This window comes from Actinocatenispora comari (assembly GCF_017312725.1).
Taxonomy (GTDB): Bacteria; Actinomycetota; Actinomycetes; order Mycobacteriales; family Micromonosporaceae; genus Actinocatenispora; species Actinocatenispora comari.
In genome coordinates, this window is sequence record NZ_BOPO01000002.1 from 126812 (window position 1) to 141716 (window position 14905).

The following is a 14905-nucleotide window of genomic DNA, read 5'->3' on the forward strand; positions in this document are numbered from 1 at the left end:
CCGGCGGCCGGCAGACACCGGCCACCGGATCCGGGCCCGGCGGGGTCAGCCCTGGCGTTCCCGGGCGAGCTGCTCGAACGCGGACAGCGACTCCGGGTTGGCCAGCGCGCCCTTCGCGGCGGCCGAGTCGGCCGGCGTGCCGGTCAGGATCCGCTTGACCGGCACCTCCAGCTTCTTCGCCGACAGCGTGTGCGGCACCGCCGGCACCTGGTAGATCGCGTCCGGTACGTGCCGGGGCGACAGGTTGGACCGCAGCGCGGTGTTGATGGTGCGGCGCAGCTCGTCGTCCAGCTCGACGCCGGCCGCCGGCACCACGAACAGCAGCAGCTCGCCGGCACCGCCCTCGTCGTCCTCCAGGTGCACCACGACCGAGTCCGCGACCTGCGGCAACCCCTCGACGACCGAGTAGAACTCGGCGGTACCCAGCCGTACCCCGCCGCGGTTGAGCGTGGCGTCGGACCGGCCGGTGATCAGGCAGGTGCCGCGGGAGGTGATGGTGATCCAGTCGCCGTGCCGCCACACCCCCGGAAACACCGAGAAGTACGCGTCGCGGTACCGGGAGTCGTCGGTGTCGCCCCAGAAACCGACCGGCATCGACGGCATCGGCCGGGTGATGACCAGCTCGCCGAGCTGGTCGCGCTGCGGGGTTGCGTTGGCGTCGAACGACTCCACCGCGCAGCCCAGGCAGCGGCCGGAGATCTCCCCCTCGTACACCGGCAGCAGCGGCGAGCCGCCGACGAAGCCGGTACAGACGTCGGTACCGCCGGAGAACGACGACAGCAGCACGTCGGCGCCGACGTTGTCGTACACCCAGCGGAAGCCCTCCGGCGGCAGCGGCGCACCGGTGGAGCCGACGCCGCGGATCCGGCCGAGGTCGACCAGCTCCTTGGGGACGAGCTCCGCCTTGCGGCAGGACAGCAGGAACGGCGCGGAGGTGCCGAAGAACGTCACCCCGGTCTCGGCCGCGAGCCGCCACAGCGCACCGAGGTCGGGATGGCCGGGATTCCCGTCGTACAGCACGATCGCGGCCCCCACCGCCGGCGCGCTGACCAGGTAGTTCCACATCATCCAGCCGGTGGTGGAGAACCAGAAGAACCGGTCGCCGGGGCCGAGGTCGACGTGCAGCGCGTGCGACTTGACGTGTTCGAGCAGGATGCCGCCGTGGCCGTGCACGATCGGCTTCGGCAGCCCCGTCGTCCCCGACGAGTAGAGCACGTAGAGCGGGTGGTCGAAGCCCACCTGCTCGAACTCCAGCGGCCCGGCCTCGGCGGTGAACTCCTGCCAGGACAGCGCATCCGGCACCGGCGCCACACCGTCCAGATAGGACAGTATGACGGTGTGCCGGACGCTGGGCAGCGCGGCGCGGATCGCCGCGACCTCGGCGGTACGGTCGATCGCCTTCCGGCCGTACTGGTAGCCGTCGACCGCGACGAGCACCGTCGGCTCGATCTGCTGCCACCGGTCGCAGACGCTGCGGGTACCGAACTCCGGCGCGCAGCTGGAGAACACCGCGCCCAGACTCGCGGTGGCCAGCAGCAGCACCACCGTCTCCGGCACGTTCGGCAGGTACGCCGCGACCCGGTCGCCCGTGCCGACACCGAGCCGCTGCAGGCCGGCCCGGGCGCGGGCCACCTGGTCGCGCAGCTGCGCGGCGGTCAGCTCGACCGGGCCGCGGCTCTGCGACCGGCCGATCACCGCGAGGTCGTCGTCGGCCAGGCCGGGCATCGCGAGCACCCGCTGCGCGTAGTTCAGCCGCGCCGCCGGGAACCAGCGGGCGCCGGGCATCCGGTCCTCGGCCAGCGCCGGGCCGGCCGGCACGCCGGGCGTGAGGTCGAAGTACTCCCAGACCGACGACCAGAAGCCGGGCAGATCGGTCACCGACCAGTCGTACAGCTCCGCGTAGCCGGCGAAGTCGTGCCCGCGGTGCTCGCGCAGCCAGCGCAGGTAGTCACCGACGCGGGTACGGTCGGCGACGTCCGCCGGCGGCCGCCACAGCACCGTGCCGGTCCCGTCCGCCGCGCCGGTCGCGTCCTGGTCGATCCCGCCCATACCGCCTCCTCGCATCACCCCGTCGTGACCGGCCCCCATCTTGCCCACCCACGCCTCCCCCGTCACCCCCGGCTATGCCTAGGCTGGGCACATGGACAAGGTGCGCACGAGCGTCTATCTCAGTCGCGCGCAGATGGATGGACTCAAGGAAATGGCCCGTTCGACCGGCCGGTCTCGAAACCAACTCATCCGAGAAGGCATCGATCTCGCGCTGCTGAGAGTGGCCGACACGTCCGGACCGACGCCGCGCGGCCCGGATCACGCTACTTCTTGACGAAGGTGCCCCGGCCCTGCACCACCGTGACCAAACCTTCCGAGACGAGCAACTGGACGGCGCGGCGAGCGGTCAGCCGCGAGACGCCGCTCGCTTGCACGATGCCGGACTCTGACGGCAACCGATAGCCGGGCTGCACCTCACCGGCCTTGATCGCAGACCGGAGCACGTCGGCCACCTGCTCGTACAGGGGCTCGACCCGATCGGGATCCACCCCCGAGAAGTCGACCATGCCCCGAGGCTATGGCGTACATCGATGCCATGATCTCTAGATCTGTCATGAGCCCGGAGTAGACGTCTACAGATGAGTTGGTTATCGTGATGGCGTCAGCGCACAAAGCGACCCTCGGACACCGGTCGGGGCGCCCGAGGGTCTGACCGCTCGTGAAGGGAGCGGACATGTCCAAGCCTACGGCCACGTACGTGCTCTCGGCGGACGACATCAGAGCAGGCGATCAGGTCTTCATCGCCCCCCGCGCCGGGATTCATGGACACGGATGTTGGTGGGCGATGGTCGTCTCCACGATGCCCGCACTGGTCAATGGTGCGGTCTATCTGCGCGTCGTGCCGGTCGACGACATCGAGACCGGCACCGCGACGCCGAAGGTCTTCTACGCGCGGATCTCCGGCTTGCTGGTCCGGCGGATGCCGTGACTATCCCGATCGCGCTGGGTTGGACGTTTTCACTGGTACTAGCCTTCGTTCTCGGCATGTGCTGCGCACATCGGCAGCGATAGGGCGGTCAGGCGGTGCGGGACTGGGCTATGGCGTCGCGGCGGGCGAGGCGGTGCTTGCGGCGGATCTCGGCCTCACGCTGCCGGCGCTCGTCGTCGGCGGTCTCCGGCAGTACCGGCGGGATCGACCGCGGCCTGCCGTCCGCGTCGATGCCGACGAACACCAGGTAGGCGGTGGCCACCTCGACCGGCTCGGTACCGGCGGTGTCCCAGCGCTCGGCCACCACCCGGACGCCGACCTCCAGCGACGAGCTGCCGGTCCAGTTCACCGCGGCGTGCGCGTGCACCAGGTCACCCACCCGTACGGGTGCCGCGAAGACGATCTCGTCGATGGCCGCGGTGACGGCGTTGCCGCCGGAGTGGCGGGCCGCGGCGGCGCCGGCGGCGTCGTCCACGAACTTCATGATCACGCCACCGTGCACCGTTCCGTACAGGTTGACGTCGGCGGCGGTCATGATCCGACTGAGGGTTACCCGGGAGTACGACGTCGGTTTGCCAGCGAGCAGGTTCATGCCTGACACGGTACGGTCGAGCGTGGGGCCGGTTTTCTCGTCCCGCCCGGCGCCGGACGGCCGCCACACCGCCCGACCCGGCGGGTCGAATCCCATCGGCCCGGGAGGTTATCGCCTCGGCTCGCTGTCGAGGGAGGCAGACATGCGACACCTCAGCAGTTTCATCGCCGGGATCGTGATCGCGATCGTCGCCTGGGGAGTGCTGGGTTGGGCTCAGGCCAAACTCGGCGCCACGGCGGTTTCCGGCATCTCCAGCCACAACTGGGGCACCTACTCGTGGCCGCTGTTGTTCCTCGCGGTCGGCGGCCTGCTGATCGGGTTGATCGCCTCGACCCGGATCTCGCCGAGCGGTCCGCTGATCGCCGGCATCGGCTACCTGGTGCTGCAGGCGCTGTACGTGCAGTGGCCCGGGTTCCTCAACTGGCTGCCGCACAGCGTGGTCGGCCAGACCGACATCTGGACCCGACCGGCCCGCAGCGGCCTGTTCGCGGTACTCGGGTTGACGATGCTGGTCGCGGTCGCCAGCGTGCGACGCTGGCAGCGCTGGCCGTCGCGGGCCGGTGCCGGCGCGCACGCCGAGCAGGTCGCGCCGGGCCGTACCGGGATGGCCACCGGCACCGGGGAGGCGGCCGGCGGGCAGTTCCCGCTGTCGGGCAGCCGTCCCGGCTCGCTGACCACCGACGCCGGCACGACCCAGCAGGCCGGCGAGGAGCAGCCGACCCGGGTGCAGCCCGGTACCGACGAGCGGGGCGGCCCGTCCATCGGCCGCCCACCGGAGCCGCGCTGAGCGTCCGCCCACCGTACGGCCGTGCCCGGCACGGCCGTACGGTGGGCGCTGCCCCGGACACCCGCGAGCCGGCCGTCGGCTACCCCAGCTGAAGCAGGAACCCGAGGACCGCCACGATCACCAGCAGCGCCAGCGCGCCACTCACGATGAGCACGACACGGTTGGCTGCGCGCAGCCCGCGGCCGGTGCGCTGGGCCCGAGGGTCGGGCTGGAAGCCGACCACGCCCGGCTGGTAGCGGGAGAACGGGGCCGAGTAGTACAGCACGACCGGCGGCCCCGCGGCGGTGTCGATCAGGATCCGGCAGCCGGCGTCGTGCTGGTAGGGGATGGTGTACACGAACCGCAGCTCGTGCCGGCCGCGCGGCAGCGTGAGCCGGCACGGACCGCCGAACGGCAGCGCCGTGGGTGCTCCGTCGTCGACCGACAGCCAGTAGCTGGCCGGCCGCCGTGCCACTCTGCGGTACGGATCCATCGCGTGGACCAGTACCGGAACTCCCTCGTCCATGGCGGCATGGTAGGACCCGCGCGCCCGCAACGGTCCGCAGCGGTACGCGGACGCCCGGCGTCGCGACACCGAACCGACCATCCACAGTGCACCGTTCCGGTCTGTCCACTGTGGATGGACGACGGTTCAGTCCAGGAAACCGTTCAGGATGGCGAGGAAGCGGTCGGGGTCGTCGACCCACGGGTAGTGCCCGGCGCCCGGCTGCACCGCCAGCGCGCCGTGCGGGAACAACCCGGCGTACTCGGCCATCGGCGCCGGCGGGCTGTTCATGTCGAACTCGCCGGCGAGCACCAGCACCGGCCCGCCGTACCCGGCGATCGCCGCCCGGGTGGCCGGCGGATCGAACGCGCCGTCGGCGAGGTACCCCTCGACCAGGTCCGGGTTGGTGTGCGGCCGGTTTCCCGGATGCTGGCGTGCAGCCTCGTCCCAGCGGCCCCAGAAGAACGGCGCGATCGCGTCCCGGTCCGGCTCGCCGCCCTCGACCGCGACGGTCAGCGCGGCGTACGCGGCCGGGTACCAGGGCTCGGCGCTGCGCTGCCGGGCCAGGTCGAGCCGCATCGCCGGAGTGATGTCGAGGCCGACCGCGCGCGGGCTCGGGCACACCAGCGCGAACCGCCGCACCCGCGCCGGGAACCGAGCCAGGTACTGCACCGCGATGTTGCCGCCGGCCGAGTGGCCGAGCAGGTCGACGCGGTCCAGCCCGAGATGGTCGCGGAGCGCCTCCAGGTCGTCGACCAGCCGGTCGCACCGGTACGAGGCGGGGTCGGCCGGGATCGCCGAACCGCCGGTGCCGCGCAGGTCCGGGACGATCACCCGGCGGTACCCGGAGAGTCCGCCCAGGTCGCCCAGGTAGACCGAGTCGGTCGGTCCGCCCGGCACGCACACCACCGGATCGCCGTCGCCGAGCACCCGGTAGGCGAGCCGGGTCCCGTCCGCCGCAGAGAAGGTAGCCATGCCACGGATCCTGCCAGCGAGCCCGTCCCGGCGTCGATCGCCCTGCGCCCCGTTCCAGGACCGCGTGCCGGAACCCGGGCGCCCGGTCAGATCTGCCGCAGCCAGGCGGTGAACAGCAACGCGCCGGCCGCGCAGACCACCAGCGCCACCGGCACCGCCCAGACCGGGGTACGCCGTCCGGCCAGCGGCGCGGCGAGCTGCCGGTGCAGGCCGTCGAGGCCGGCGAGGACGAGCAGGCCGAGCGCCACGAACGGCAGGCCGATCGCGAAGTGCGCGGCCCACGCCCCGGCCAGCGTCGGACCACCCCAGGAGTGGTCGTACGGGCCGCGGTCGACCAGCCCGTAGCACAGCCCGCGCGCCACGCACAGCACCTCGGCCCCGACCGGGATCAGCGCCAGCACGCCGAGCACCACCGCGGTCAGGCTCGCCCAGATCCGTTGCCCCACACCGGATTCTGTAGCACCGGGACGCAGCATCCTGGTGGCGAGGGCGGAGCGTCCGGCGAGGGTGGCGGCCAGCGCCACGAGCCCCCGCGGCAACAGCAGCGCGCCGCGACCGGCGGCGGCCGGTACCGAACGCAGGACACGGACCGGGGCGGGCGAGTACGTCGTCGTCATGACCGGGACGGTAGGGGCCGCCGGACGCCGCGGTCGTCGTACCGGGGAGCCATTCGCGACCCGTACCGGAGAGCGACACCTCGACGCGGCGCCACCGGTGGACAGCGCGCGATCACGGGCCGCCCGCCAGGCCCCGGGTGCCGGTCAGCGTCGCCTTGTCGGCGCTGTGGCCGCCTTGTACGCTCACGCCGTGCATCCCCCTGCGCCCGGCACACCCGGCGATCCCGGCACCCCGCCCGCCCCCGGTGGCCCCGGCCCCGGTGCCCCCGGTACCACTCCCGGCCCGGTCGCCGCGCCCGGCCAGGTGCCGACGGCCGGCCGGACGCAGCCGCCGGCGGCCCGACCGGTGTGGGCGCTGGCCGGCATCGTGCCGGCGGCGTGGCTCGCGGTGTTCGCCGGCACGCTGGCGACCGGACGCACGCTGGAGACCATCACCCGGGACCTGGGGATGTCCAGCGGGCAGGGGCTGGCCCGGGTGATCCTGCCGTACCTGGTCGCGGCGGTCCTGCTGATCCCCGTCGGGTACCTGCTCGGCCGGCGGGCCCCGAACGCCGTCGCCCTGCCGGGCGTCGTACTGCTGGTGCTCGGCGTCGCCGTCACCGCGTTCGCCCCGGGTGCCACGGTGTTGACGGTGGCCCGGGTGCTGACCGGCCTCGGCGCCGGCGCGCTCGTCGGTACCGCGGCCGCACTGGTCGTCGGGGTCGCGCCGGCCACCCGGACGGTGCTGGCCGTCGTCGCCGGGGTCGGCGCCGTGCTCGCGGCGGTGTTCGGGGTCGTGCTGGGCGGCCTGTTCACCACCCAGCTGAGCTTCCGCACCGGCTTCCTGTTCGGGCTGGTCCTGGGCCTGGGCGTCGGGCTGGCGACGGCCGCCGTGGCGATCGCCGGGCTGGTCCGCCGCGCGCCCCGGCCGGTCGCCCCGGCGCCGACCTGGCCGGCCTGATCGCCGGCCGGCGCGACGGCGAGCGGCGTCGGCGGCCGCATCCGGTGCGGCCGCCGGCGGCGGGACCTCGATGCCGCGCGAGGACCTGACGCGCGAGGACCTGACGCGCGAGGACCTGACGCGCGAGGACCTGACGCGCGAGGACCTGATCAGTGCTGCGCGAGGACCTGGCGGGCCATCACGACGCGCTGCACCTGGTTGGTGCCCTCGTAGATCTGGGTGATCTTGGCGTCGCGCATCATCCGCTCCAGCGGGTAGTCCTTGGTGTAGCCGTACCCGCCGAGCAGCTGCACCGCGTCGGTGGTGATCTCCATCGCGGCGTCCGACGCGTAGCACTTGGCGGCGGCACCGAAGAAGGTCAGGTCGGCGTCGCCACGCTCGGACTTGCCGGCCGCGGCATAGGTGATCTGCCGCGCCGCCTCCAGCTTCATCGCCATGTCGGCGAGCATGAACTGCACGCCCTGGAACTCGGCGATCGGCTTGCCGAACTGCTTGCGCTCCTTGACGTAGCCGGCGGCGTAGTCCAGCGCGCCCTGCGCGATGCCGAGCGCCTGCGCGGCGATGGTGACCCGGGTGTGGTCCAGGGTGCGCATCGCAGTCTTGAACCCCTCGCCCTCGACCCCGATGATCCGGTCGGCCGGGATCCGGACGTTGTCGAAGTACACCTCGCGGGTCGGCGAGCCCTTGATGCCCAGTTTGTGCTCCGGCGCGCCGAAACTGACGCCCTCGTCGCCCTTCTCCACCACGAACGCGGAGATGCCCTTCGAGCGCTTCTCCGGGTCGGTGACCGCGAAGACCGTGTAGTACTCGGAGACACCGGCGTTGGTGATCCACCGCTTGGCGCCGTTGAGCACCCAGAAGTCGCCGTCGCGCACCGCGCGGGTCTTCATCGACGCCGCGTCCGAGCCCGCCTCCGGCTCGGACAGGCAGTACGAGAACATCGCGTCGCCGCGCGCCACCGGCGGCAGGTACCGCTGCTTGAGCTTGTCGCTGCCGGCCAGCAGCAGCGGCATGGTGCCGAGCTTGTTCACCGCCGGGATCAGCGAGGACGAGGCGCAGGCGCGGGCCACCTCCTCGATCACGATCGCGGTGGCGAGCGCGTCGGCACCGGCCCCGCCGTACTCGGTGGGAATGTGCGGCGCGTGGAAGTCGCTGGCCCGCAGCGCGTCGTACGCTTCTTGCGGAAAGACGGACTTCTCGTCGACCTCGGCGGCGTGGGGCGCGACCTTGCCGTCACAGACGGCACGCACCGCCTCGCGGATCGTCTGGTGCTCCTCGGGCAGCTCGTACACCGCGAAATCCGGATTGTTCAGGCTCATGACTCGCTCCCGACTGGCCCGAGGCGTTCGCAGGCCACCGCATCCACATTGACCCCTGTGAGGATACCGACGAGTAGCATCCGCCGTCGGTCAGCACCGAGGCCAGGGCGCTATCCTCGCCGAGGCAGCGCGAAGCGGGCCGAAACGGCCAGGATATATCCGAAAAACAGCAACGATCTGCCACGATGACCCGGCGTCGGAGCGCCCTCGCGGAGCGGAGACAACGTGACCGTCCAGTACCCCAGCACGTCACCGGTGCAGCCGCAAGCGACGAGCACCCCGCCGTCCGGCGCGCCCAAGCCGCGGCTGACCTTCCTCGGCTGCGGCTACCTCGGATCGACCTACGCGGCGTGTTTCGCCGAGCTGGGCTACGAGGTGCTCGGCGTCGACATCGACGAGGCGAAGATCGCCAAGCTGTCCGCCGGGGAGAACCCGATCCACGAGCCCGGCCTCGACGAGCTGCTCAAACACAACCTGGAGAGCGGCCGCCTGAAGTTCACCACCTCGTACGCGCAGGCCGCCGAGTTCGGCGACGTGCACTTCATCTGCGTCGACACCCCGCAGCGCGCCGACGGTGAGGCCGCCGACCTGTCGTACGTGGAGTCGGTCGTCACCACGCTCGCGCCGCACCTGACCCGCCGCACCCTGATCGTCGGCAAGTCCACCGTCCCGGTCGGTACCGCGAACTGGGTCGAGGAGCTGGCCTGCAAGCACGCACCGGACGGGGTCGACGTGCAGATCGCCTGGAGCCCGGAGTTCCTGCGCGAGGGGTTCGCCTGCGAGGACGTGCTGCGCCCCAACCGGGTCGTGTTCGGCGTCAAGTCCGACTGGGCCCGCCAGATGCTGTACGCGGCGCACAAGGCGCTGTTCGAGCTGGCCGCCACCGAGGACCGCGAGGTGCCGGTCGTGGTCACCGACTACGCCACCGCCGAGCTGGTCAAGGTCGCCGCGAACGCGTTCCTCGCCACCAAGATCTCGTTCATCAACGCGATGGCCGAGGTGTGCGAGGCCGCCGGCGCCGACGTGACGCTGCTGGCCAAGTCGATCGGGTACGACTCCCGGATCGGCAACAAGTTCCTCCGCGCCGGGATCGGCTTCGGCGGCGGCTGCCTGCCCAAGGACATCCGCGCCTTCCAGGCCCGCGCCCAGGAGATCGGCGCCGGCGAGGCGCTGCGCTTCCTGCACGAGGTCGACCTGGTCAACCAGCGCCGCCGCAACCGGGTGCTCGCGCTCGCCGCGGACCTGCTCGACCGGCCGCTCGGCCCGGCCGGCCCCGACCTCGCCGGCGTGCGGATCGCGGTGCTCGGCGCGGCGTTCAAGCCCAACACCGACGACGTGCGCAACTCGCCCGGCCTCGCCGTGGCCAAGGCGCTGGCCAAGGCCAACGCCGACATCGTCATCTACGATCCCGAGGCCACCAAGAACGCCCGCCGCGAGCTGCCCGACGTCGAGTACGTCACCTCGCTCACCGAGGCGGTCACCGGCGCCGACCTGACCTGCGTGGTCACCGCCTGGGACGAGTTCCGCCGGGCCGACCCGCACGCGATCGGCGAGCTCGCCAGCGCACGCCGGATCATCGACGGGATGAACTGCCTCGACCACGCGTCGTGGATCGCCGCCGGCTGGGACTACCGCGGCATGGGCCGCCCGATCCTGTGACCTCCCGTTACCAGGACCCCGCCACCATCGCCCGCGTGCTCGACGCGAACACCTGGGCGGTGGTCGGGCTCACCGACAACCCGGCCCGCACCGCGTACCGGATCGCGCAGGTGCTGCTCGACCGCGGCAAGCACGTCATCGCGGTCAACCCGCGCGGCGAGTCGGTGCTCGGCTGCCCCGGGGTCACCTCGCTCGACGAGATCGACGAACCGATCGACGTGGTCGACATCTTCCGCCGCTCCGAGCAGGCCGGTACGCACGTGGACGAGGCGATCGCCGCCGGCGCCGGCGCGGTCTGGCTGCAGCTCGGCGTGATCGACGAGGCGGCCGCCGGCCGGGCCGCGGCGGCCGGCCTGTCCGTCGTCATGGACACCTGCCCCGCCATCGAATGGTCCCGGCACCGCTGACGCTCGCGCGGCGGGCCGGACCCGCCGCGGGTGTCGCCCCGCCGTAACCGGAGCAGCGCCCCGGTCCCGAACATCCGATACCTGCCCTTCCATGGCTGCGCGGCGGTGTGTTCCGGGTCGCGTTCCGGGGCGGAATGGGCACCGGTGTTGGCGGGTTGGTGGTTACATGCGGGTGTTTGGCGGGCGGGCCCGGGCCGGGCTGATGCGGTTGGACGACGTGCTGACCGCGCTGGGCCCCGACGGCGTGATGGAGCAGCGGGTGGCCGACGTGCCGCTGACCCAGGTGGTCGGCACGGTCGACCGGGCCAACGACTTCGACGAGGAGTTCCGGCTGGTCAGCAGCCACCTGCAGCGGCGCTGGCGGAGCCTCGCCGACGCCATGGCGACCGGCGTGGAGCCGCCGCCGGTCGAGCTGATCCAGCTCGGCGAGCTGTACTTCGTGGCCGACGGGCACCACCGGGTCTCGGTGGCCCGCGAGCTGGGCCGGCTGGTGATCACCGCCCGGATCCGCCGGATCTGCACCATCGCGTACGGGATGGCCTGCCTGCGCGCCGCCGACCTGGCGAGCAAGCGGGCGGAGCTTGCGTTCCTGCGCCGGATCCCGCTGCCGCAGCCGGTACGCACCCAGCTGTGGCTGGACACCCCGGCGGAGTGGCTGCGGCTGGCCGACGCCGCGCAGTCCTGGGCGCTGGATCGCACGCTGGCCGGTCGACCGCCGGCCGACCGGCAGGAACTGGCCGCGGACTGGTGGGCCGAGGAGGTCGCCCCGGTGTTGGAGCGGCTGCGCGCCGCCGGGTACGGGCTGGACCTGCGCGACGTCCAGCTGTACGCGACGGCGCTGGCGCTGCGGGACCGCCGGGGCGCCGCGGCCTGGCCGGCCGACCTCGCCGAGCTCTGGCCGGCCCCGCGGCGTACCCGCTTGTTCCGCTGACCTCGGCGGCCCCGAGAACCGCCCGATCGCCGCCCGCCGGCGGCTCAGACGAGCCGCTTGCCGGTGTACGCGTCGTAGACGGCGCGCTCGCCCAGCGGGCTCGCCAACCGCAGGGTCGCGGTGTGGTCGCAGTGGGCCCGGCAGAGGATCGGGGTGTGCGCGCAGGTGACCCGGCCGGGCGCGGCGGTGCTGTCCTGCGACATCCAGACCGCGAACTGACCGCTCACGAGCGTGTGGTGGCCGCGCCACTGCTCCCCGCAGGACTGGTTGCTCTGCCAGTACGTGAGGGTCAGGGTGCGCCGGTCCGACGAGACGACGGCCTTGGTCACCGAGACGCCCTTGTGCTGGGCCCGGATGCTCGACGGCGGCTTGTCCCCGAAGGGCGGCGGCGTCGGCGTCGACCGCGGCATGCCGCTCTGCGCCGAACCCCGACTCGGCTGCGCTGCCCGGGACCTGCTCGGGCGCGCACTCGGTCCTGGCGACCGTGAACCGGCGGTCGGGGTCGCGCTCGCGGAGACCTCGGTACTCGCGTCGGACGCCGGTCGCGCGGCATCGGTGCCCTGCTGACAGCCGGCCAGCCCGACCGCACCTGCCACCAGCACGGCCACGGAAAGTCCACGCAGGACTCGGTGCATCGTGTGTACTCCCATCGGTTCCTCGTCGTCGTGCGACTGCCCACCGAACCGCATCGGCGGTGGGCAGCTCGAAACGTAACGACGGTCGCCGGTTCGCGATATGGACCAAAGTCCCGGCAATCGATTATTTGATTCCGGCGCCGATTCCCGAAATTTGACAACGGTCGGTATCGTCGAATCGCGCGAGCATAACCGCAGCTCAGCGCGGTGCGCGCCCACTTCTTGCCGCCGGTTGGCGCCGTCACCAGGTGTTGCACAACCGGTGATCGCCGACCCCGGGGGCGGCGATCGAAACCATTCCGGCACCCGGCGAGAATGCCGATGGAAACGATACCGTCCATCGGCTCCGACCGTCGGTTTGCATCGGCTGCATATCCTCGCGACGCGGCGCGACCACGAGGTGGGGGAGGTCGGGTGAGTCCATCGAGCCGGCGCGGACGCCGCTCCGACCCACCCGTGGACGACACCCCGCTGGATGCTCCGACGATCGACGTCGAGGCGCGCACCGGTTTCCTGCTCCGGCACGGCCGGGAGTTCGCCGGCGAGCGCTCGGTGCCGACCGGTTCGGCCATGGTCGCCGCGCTGGCCCGGCTCGGCGTCCGATCGTCCAACGCCGACGTGTCGCACTGGGAGAAGGGCGTCACGCCCGCATCGGCGACGGTCATCGAGGCGTACGAGCAGATCACCGGCGCACCGCCCGGCCTGCTGCGCGGCATCATCGACACGCTGCGCCGCTGTTACCGCGGTGGGCGGCTGCCGCCGCGCCGCGTCGACCGGCGCCGGCTCGACCTCGCCGAGGTGACCGCGCGCTGCGAGGTGGTACTGCGGGGCAGCCCGCGCGGCATCGACTGGCTGCACTTCGCCGACCTGCTCAACGAGGAACGCGTGGTGCTGCCGGCCTTCCTGGTGGACGAGCCGACGACGCGGCTGGTCTCGGAGATGAGCCGGTCGGTCGCGGCCGCGTACCTGACCCGCTACGAGGCGCTCGCCAGCATCCTGGACAGCCCGTACGGCGCTCGCGCGCAGACGTTCGTGCAGGACGCCGTGCTGGACGAACGGACCCAGGTGCTGCTCGACCCGATCTGCGTGCTCGCCGAGACGCCGGTCCCGGACCGCATCGGCTGGCTCGCCGAGCTGCTCGCCGACCCGCGACCCAAGGTCGTGCTCGGCGCCGCGTACGCGCTCGACGTCGCGTGCGAGACCGGCCGGCTGCCGGAGCAGACGCTCGACACGGTCGCCGCACGGGTGCTCGACGCGTACCTCGCCGCCGCGGAGGACCGCACCCGGGACGCGCTGGTCGCGGTGATCCGATCGCTGCCGGCGGCGCGCACCACGCAGCTGCTGGACCGGCTCGACCAGCGCGCGCGGGAACAGCTCCGCGCCGTCGAGGCGCCCGTGGACACCGACCACCGGGCCGCGCTGTGCACGGTCGCCGCCCGCGCCCAGCGGCGGGTGGTCGAGGCGATCGGCGCCGACCGGGAGCAACCGATGCTGACCCGGCTGCTGTACGAGGCGCTGTTCGAGCCGCGGCCCACCCGCCGGTTCCATGCCGTCTCGGTGCTGCAGGCGGTGCCCTACGTGCGGCAGGTGGTCGAGGTCGTGACGCGGCTGGCGCACGCGGCGCGCGACGACGAGGTGCGCCGGGCGGCGGTCCGGGCGGTCCTCAACCTCGGACACCTCCGGTCGCCCGACACGGTGCTGCGACTGGTCCGGTCCGACGACGAGCAGATGCGGCGGGCCGGTCTGGTGGCGAGCGCGCACTGCCAGCTCCCGCTCGACCGCGAACTGCTGGCCCCGCTGATCGCGGCGGACGGTCCGCTGCGCAGCACCGCGACCTACGCGGCGGGGATGACCGGCCATCCGCTCGTCGCCGAGCTGGCCGCGGACCCGGCCGCCGACCCGGCGGTACGGACGGCCGCGCAGTGGTGGCGACGCGCCGGCACCGCCGTCCTGGACTGACCGGCCCGGCCGGGGCGTCAGGGGCGCAGGCGTTCCTGCAGCCTGGCGTCCTTGTCGGCGACCATCCGCTCCAGGTCACGCTGGAACGCGACGATCCGGTCCCGCAGCGCGGCGTCGGACGCGGCCAGGATGCGTACCGCGAGCAGGCCGGCGTTGCGGGCGCCGCCGACCGAGACGGTCGCCACCGGGATGCCCGCCGGCATCTGCACGATCGACAGCAGCGAGTCGAGCCCGTCCAGGTGCTTGAGCGGCACCGGTACCCCGATCACCGGCAGCGACGTCGCCGAGGCGACCATGCCCGGCAGGTGCGCCGCGCCGCCGGCGCCGGCGATGATCACCCGCAGGCCGCGGTCGGCGGCCTGCCGCGCGTAGTCGAGCATCAGCGCCGGGGTGCGGTGCGCCGAGACCACCCGTACCTCGAAGTCGACGTCGAACTCGGCCAGCGCGTCGCCGGCCGCCTGCATCGTCGGCCAGTCCGAGTCGCTGCCCATGATCACGCCGACCGTCGGTGCCTGCTCCGCCACGAGTACCTCGCCTGTCGTCGGTCCGGCGGACGCTCGCCGCCGGAGTCTCGGCCATACCGCCGTCCCGCGGCGGCCGTCCGGGGTCGGCGGGCGTCCCGC

At 72.8% G+C, this 14905-nt stretch carries 17 protein-coding genes; 8 read left to right on the forward strand and 9 right to left on the reverse strand.

Features of this window, described 5'->3' with window-relative positions; translation table 11 throughout:
• Nucleotides 1-45: 45 nt before the first annotated feature.
• Nucleotides 46-2049 carry an acetoacetate--CoA ligase gene (locus tag NUM_RS01015; RefSeq protein WP_207122555.1) on the reverse strand — a complete coding sequence of 668 codons (2004 nt, stop codon included), beginning with the start codon at nucleotides 2047-2049 and terminating at the stop codon, nucleotides 46-48.
• Nucleotides 2050-2140: 91 nt separating this feature from the next.
• On the opposite strand from NUM_RS01015, the gene NUM_RS01020 reads away from it, so the two are divergent.
• Nucleotides 2141-2323, forward strand: coding sequence for a ribbon-helix-helix domain-containing protein (locus NUM_RS01020; protein ID WP_207122556.1), 183 nt, complete (start codon nucleotides 2141-2143; stop codon nucleotides 2321-2323).
• Here the strand turns inward: NUM_RS01020 and NUM_RS01025 are convergent.
• Nucleotides 2313-2555, reverse strand: a complete 243-nt coding sequence (locus NUM_RS01025) for a GntR family transcriptional regulator (protein WP_207122557.1) — start codon at nucleotides 2553-2555, stop codon at nucleotides 2313-2315. The genes NUM_RS01020 and NUM_RS01025 overlap by 11 nt on opposite strands.
• Nucleotides 2556-2722: 167 nt before the next feature.
• Here NUM_RS01025 and NUM_RS01030 point away from each other — a divergent pair, with 167 nt between their 5' ends.
• Nucleotides 2723-2977 (forward strand): hypothetical protein, encoded by a 255-nt coding sequence (locus NUM_RS01030; protein ID WP_207122558.1) that lies wholly within the window; start codon nucleotides 2723-2725, stop codon nucleotides 2975-2977.
• A gap of 88 nt (nucleotides 2978-3065) precedes the next feature.
• Here the strand turns inward: NUM_RS01030 and NUM_RS01035 are convergent, their stop codons facing one another.
• Nucleotides 3066-3569 (reverse strand): acyl-CoA thioesterase, encoded by a 504-nt coding sequence (locus NUM_RS01035; RefSeq protein WP_207122559.1) that lies wholly within the window; start codon nucleotides 3567-3569, stop codon nucleotides 3066-3068.
• 142 nt (nucleotides 3570-3711) lie between these two features.
• Here NUM_RS01035 and NUM_RS01040 point away from each other — a divergent pair, with 142 nt between their 5' ends.
• Nucleotides 3712-4356 carry a hypothetical protein gene (locus NUM_RS01040; RefSeq protein WP_207122560.1) on the forward strand — a complete coding sequence of 215 codons (645 nt, stop codon included), beginning with the start codon at nucleotides 3712-3714 and terminating at the stop codon, nucleotides 4354-4356.
• Nucleotides 4357-4435: 79 nt separating this feature from the next.
• On the opposite strand, the gene NUM_RS01045 is transcribed toward NUM_RS01040, so the two are convergent.
• From NUM_RS01045 to NUM_RS01055, 3 genes are all read right to left on the reverse strand, one after another.
• Nucleotides 4436-4861, reverse strand: coding sequence for a hypothetical protein (locus NUM_RS01045; RefSeq protein WP_207122561.1), 426 nt, complete (start codon nucleotides 4859-4861; stop codon nucleotides 4436-4438).
• A gap of 126 nt (nucleotides 4862-4987) precedes the next feature.
• Nucleotides 4988-5815: an alpha/beta fold hydrolase gene (locus NUM_RS01050; RefSeq protein ID WP_207122562.1), complete on the reverse strand. Its 828-nt coding sequence runs from the start codon at nucleotides 5813-5815 to the stop codon at nucleotides 4988-4990.
• Between the two features lie 86 nt (nucleotides 5816-5901).
• Nucleotides 5902-6432 (reverse strand): hypothetical protein, encoded by a 531-nt coding sequence (locus NUM_RS01055; protein ID WP_207122563.1) that lies wholly within the window; start codon nucleotides 6430-6432, stop codon nucleotides 5902-5904.
• Between the two features lie 190 nt (nucleotides 6433-6622).
• On the opposite strand from NUM_RS01055, the gene NUM_RS01060 reads away from it, so the two are divergent.
• Nucleotides 6623-7372 carry an MFS transporter gene (locus tag NUM_RS01060; protein WP_207122564.1) on the forward strand — a complete coding sequence of 250 codons (750 nt, stop codon included), beginning with the start codon at nucleotides 6623-6625 and terminating at the stop codon, nucleotides 7370-7372.
• Nucleotides 7373-7521: 149 nt separating this feature from the next.
• On the opposite strand, the gene NUM_RS01065 is transcribed toward NUM_RS01060, so the two are convergent.
• Nucleotides 7522-8691 carry an acyl-CoA dehydrogenase family protein gene (locus tag NUM_RS01065; protein ID WP_207122565.1) on the reverse strand — a complete coding sequence of 390 codons (1170 nt, stop codon included), beginning with the start codon at nucleotides 8689-8691 and terminating at the stop codon, nucleotides 7522-7524.
• A gap of 225 nt (nucleotides 8692-8916) precedes the next feature.
• On the opposite strand from NUM_RS01065, the gene NUM_RS01070 reads away from it, so the two are divergent.
• From NUM_RS01070 to NUM_RS01080, 3 genes are all read left to right on the forward strand, one after another.
• Nucleotides 8917-10350: a UDP-glucose dehydrogenase family protein gene (locus NUM_RS01070; RefSeq protein ID WP_207122566.1), complete on the forward strand. Its 1434-nt coding sequence runs from the start codon at nucleotides 8917-8919 to the stop codon at nucleotides 10348-10350.
• Nucleotides 10351-10385: 35 nt separating this feature from the next.
• Complete coding sequence (locus NUM_RS01075) at nucleotides 10386-10757, forward strand: CoA-binding protein (RefSeq protein ID WP_225918247.1); 372 nt, start codon at nucleotides 10386-10388, stop codon at nucleotides 10755-10757.
• A gap of 166 nt (nucleotides 10758-10923) precedes the next feature.
• Nucleotides 10924-11688 carry a hypothetical protein gene (locus tag NUM_RS01080; RefSeq protein ID WP_207122567.1) on the forward strand — a complete coding sequence of 255 codons (765 nt, stop codon included), beginning with the start codon at nucleotides 10924-10926 and terminating at the stop codon, nucleotides 11686-11688.
• A 44-nt stretch (nucleotides 11689-11732) separates the two neighbouring features.
• Here NUM_RS01080 and NUM_RS01085 read toward each other — a convergent pair whose 3' ends face one another.
• On the reverse strand, nucleotides 11733-12098 hold the full coding sequence (locus NUM_RS01085) for a hypothetical protein (RefSeq protein WP_207122568.1): 366 nt from the start codon (nucleotides 12096-12098) through the stop codon (nucleotides 11733-11735).
• A 639-nt stretch (nucleotides 12099-12737) separates the two neighbouring features.
• Here NUM_RS01085 and NUM_RS01090 point away from each other — a divergent pair.
• On the forward strand, nucleotides 12738-14282 hold the full coding sequence (locus tag NUM_RS01090) for a hypothetical protein (protein WP_207122569.1): 1545 nt from the start codon (nucleotides 12738-12740) through the stop codon (nucleotides 14280-14282).
• Between the two features lie 17 nt (nucleotides 14283-14299).
• On the opposite strand, the gene purE is transcribed toward NUM_RS01090, so the two are convergent.
• Nucleotides 14300-14773: a 5-(carboxyamino)imidazole ribonucleotide mutase gene (gene purE / locus NUM_RS01095; protein ID WP_207122646.1), complete on the reverse strand. Its 474-nt coding sequence runs from the start codon at nucleotides 14771-14773 to the stop codon at nucleotides 14300-14302.
• Nucleotides 14774-14905 lie beyond the last annotated feature (132 nt).

Coding starts and splice junctions, on each gene's coding strand:
- NUM_RS01035 (WP_207122559.1), bottom strand. CDS start 3,569: ATGAACCTGCTCGCTGGCAAACCGACGTCGTACTCCCGGGTAACCCTC.
- NUM_RS01080 (WP_207122567.1), top strand. CDS start 10,924: ATGCGGGTGTTTGGCGGGCGGGCCCGGGCCGGGCTGATGCGGTTGGAC.
- NUM_RS01050 (WP_207122562.1), bottom strand. CDS start 5,815: ATGGCTACCTTCTCTGCGGCGGACGGGACCCGGCTCGCCTACCGGGTG.
- NUM_RS01040 (WP_207122560.1), top strand. CDS start 3,712: ATGCGACACCTCAGCAGTTTCATCGCCGGGATCGTGATCGCGATCGTC.
- NUM_RS01020 (WP_207122556.1), top strand. CDS start 2,141: ATGGACAAGGTGCGCACGAGCGTCTATCTCAGTCGCGCGCAGATGGAT.
- NUM_RS01065 (WP_207122565.1), bottom strand. CDS start 8,691: ATGAGCCTGAACAATCCGGATTTCGCGGTGTACGAGCTGCCCGAGGAG.
- purE (WP_207122646.1), bottom strand. CDS start 14,773: ATGGGCAGCGACTCGGACTGGCCGACGATGCAGGCGGCCGGCGACGCG.
- NUM_RS01015 (WP_207122555.1), bottom strand. CDS start 2,049: ATGGGCGGGATCGACCAGGACGCGACCGGCGCGGCGGACGGGACCGGC.
- NUM_RS01055 (WP_207122563.1), bottom strand. CDS start 6,432: ATGACGACGACGTACTCGCCCGCCCCGGTCCGTGTCCTGCGTTCGGTA.
- NUM_RS01030 (WP_207122558.1), top strand. CDS start 2,723: ATGTCCAAGCCTACGGCCACGTACGTGCTCTCGGCGGACGACATCAGA.
- NUM_RS01085 (WP_207122568.1), bottom strand. CDS start 12,098: ATGCCGCGGTCGACGCCGACGCCGCCGCCCTTCGGGGACAAGCCGCCG.
- NUM_RS01025 (WP_207122557.1), bottom strand. CDS start 2,555: ATGGTCGACTTCTCGGGGGTGGATCCCGATCGGGTCGAGCCCCTGTAC.
- NUM_RS01045 (WP_207122561.1), bottom strand. CDS start 4,861: ATGGACGAGGGAGTTCCGGTACTGGTCCACGCGATGGATCCGTACCGC.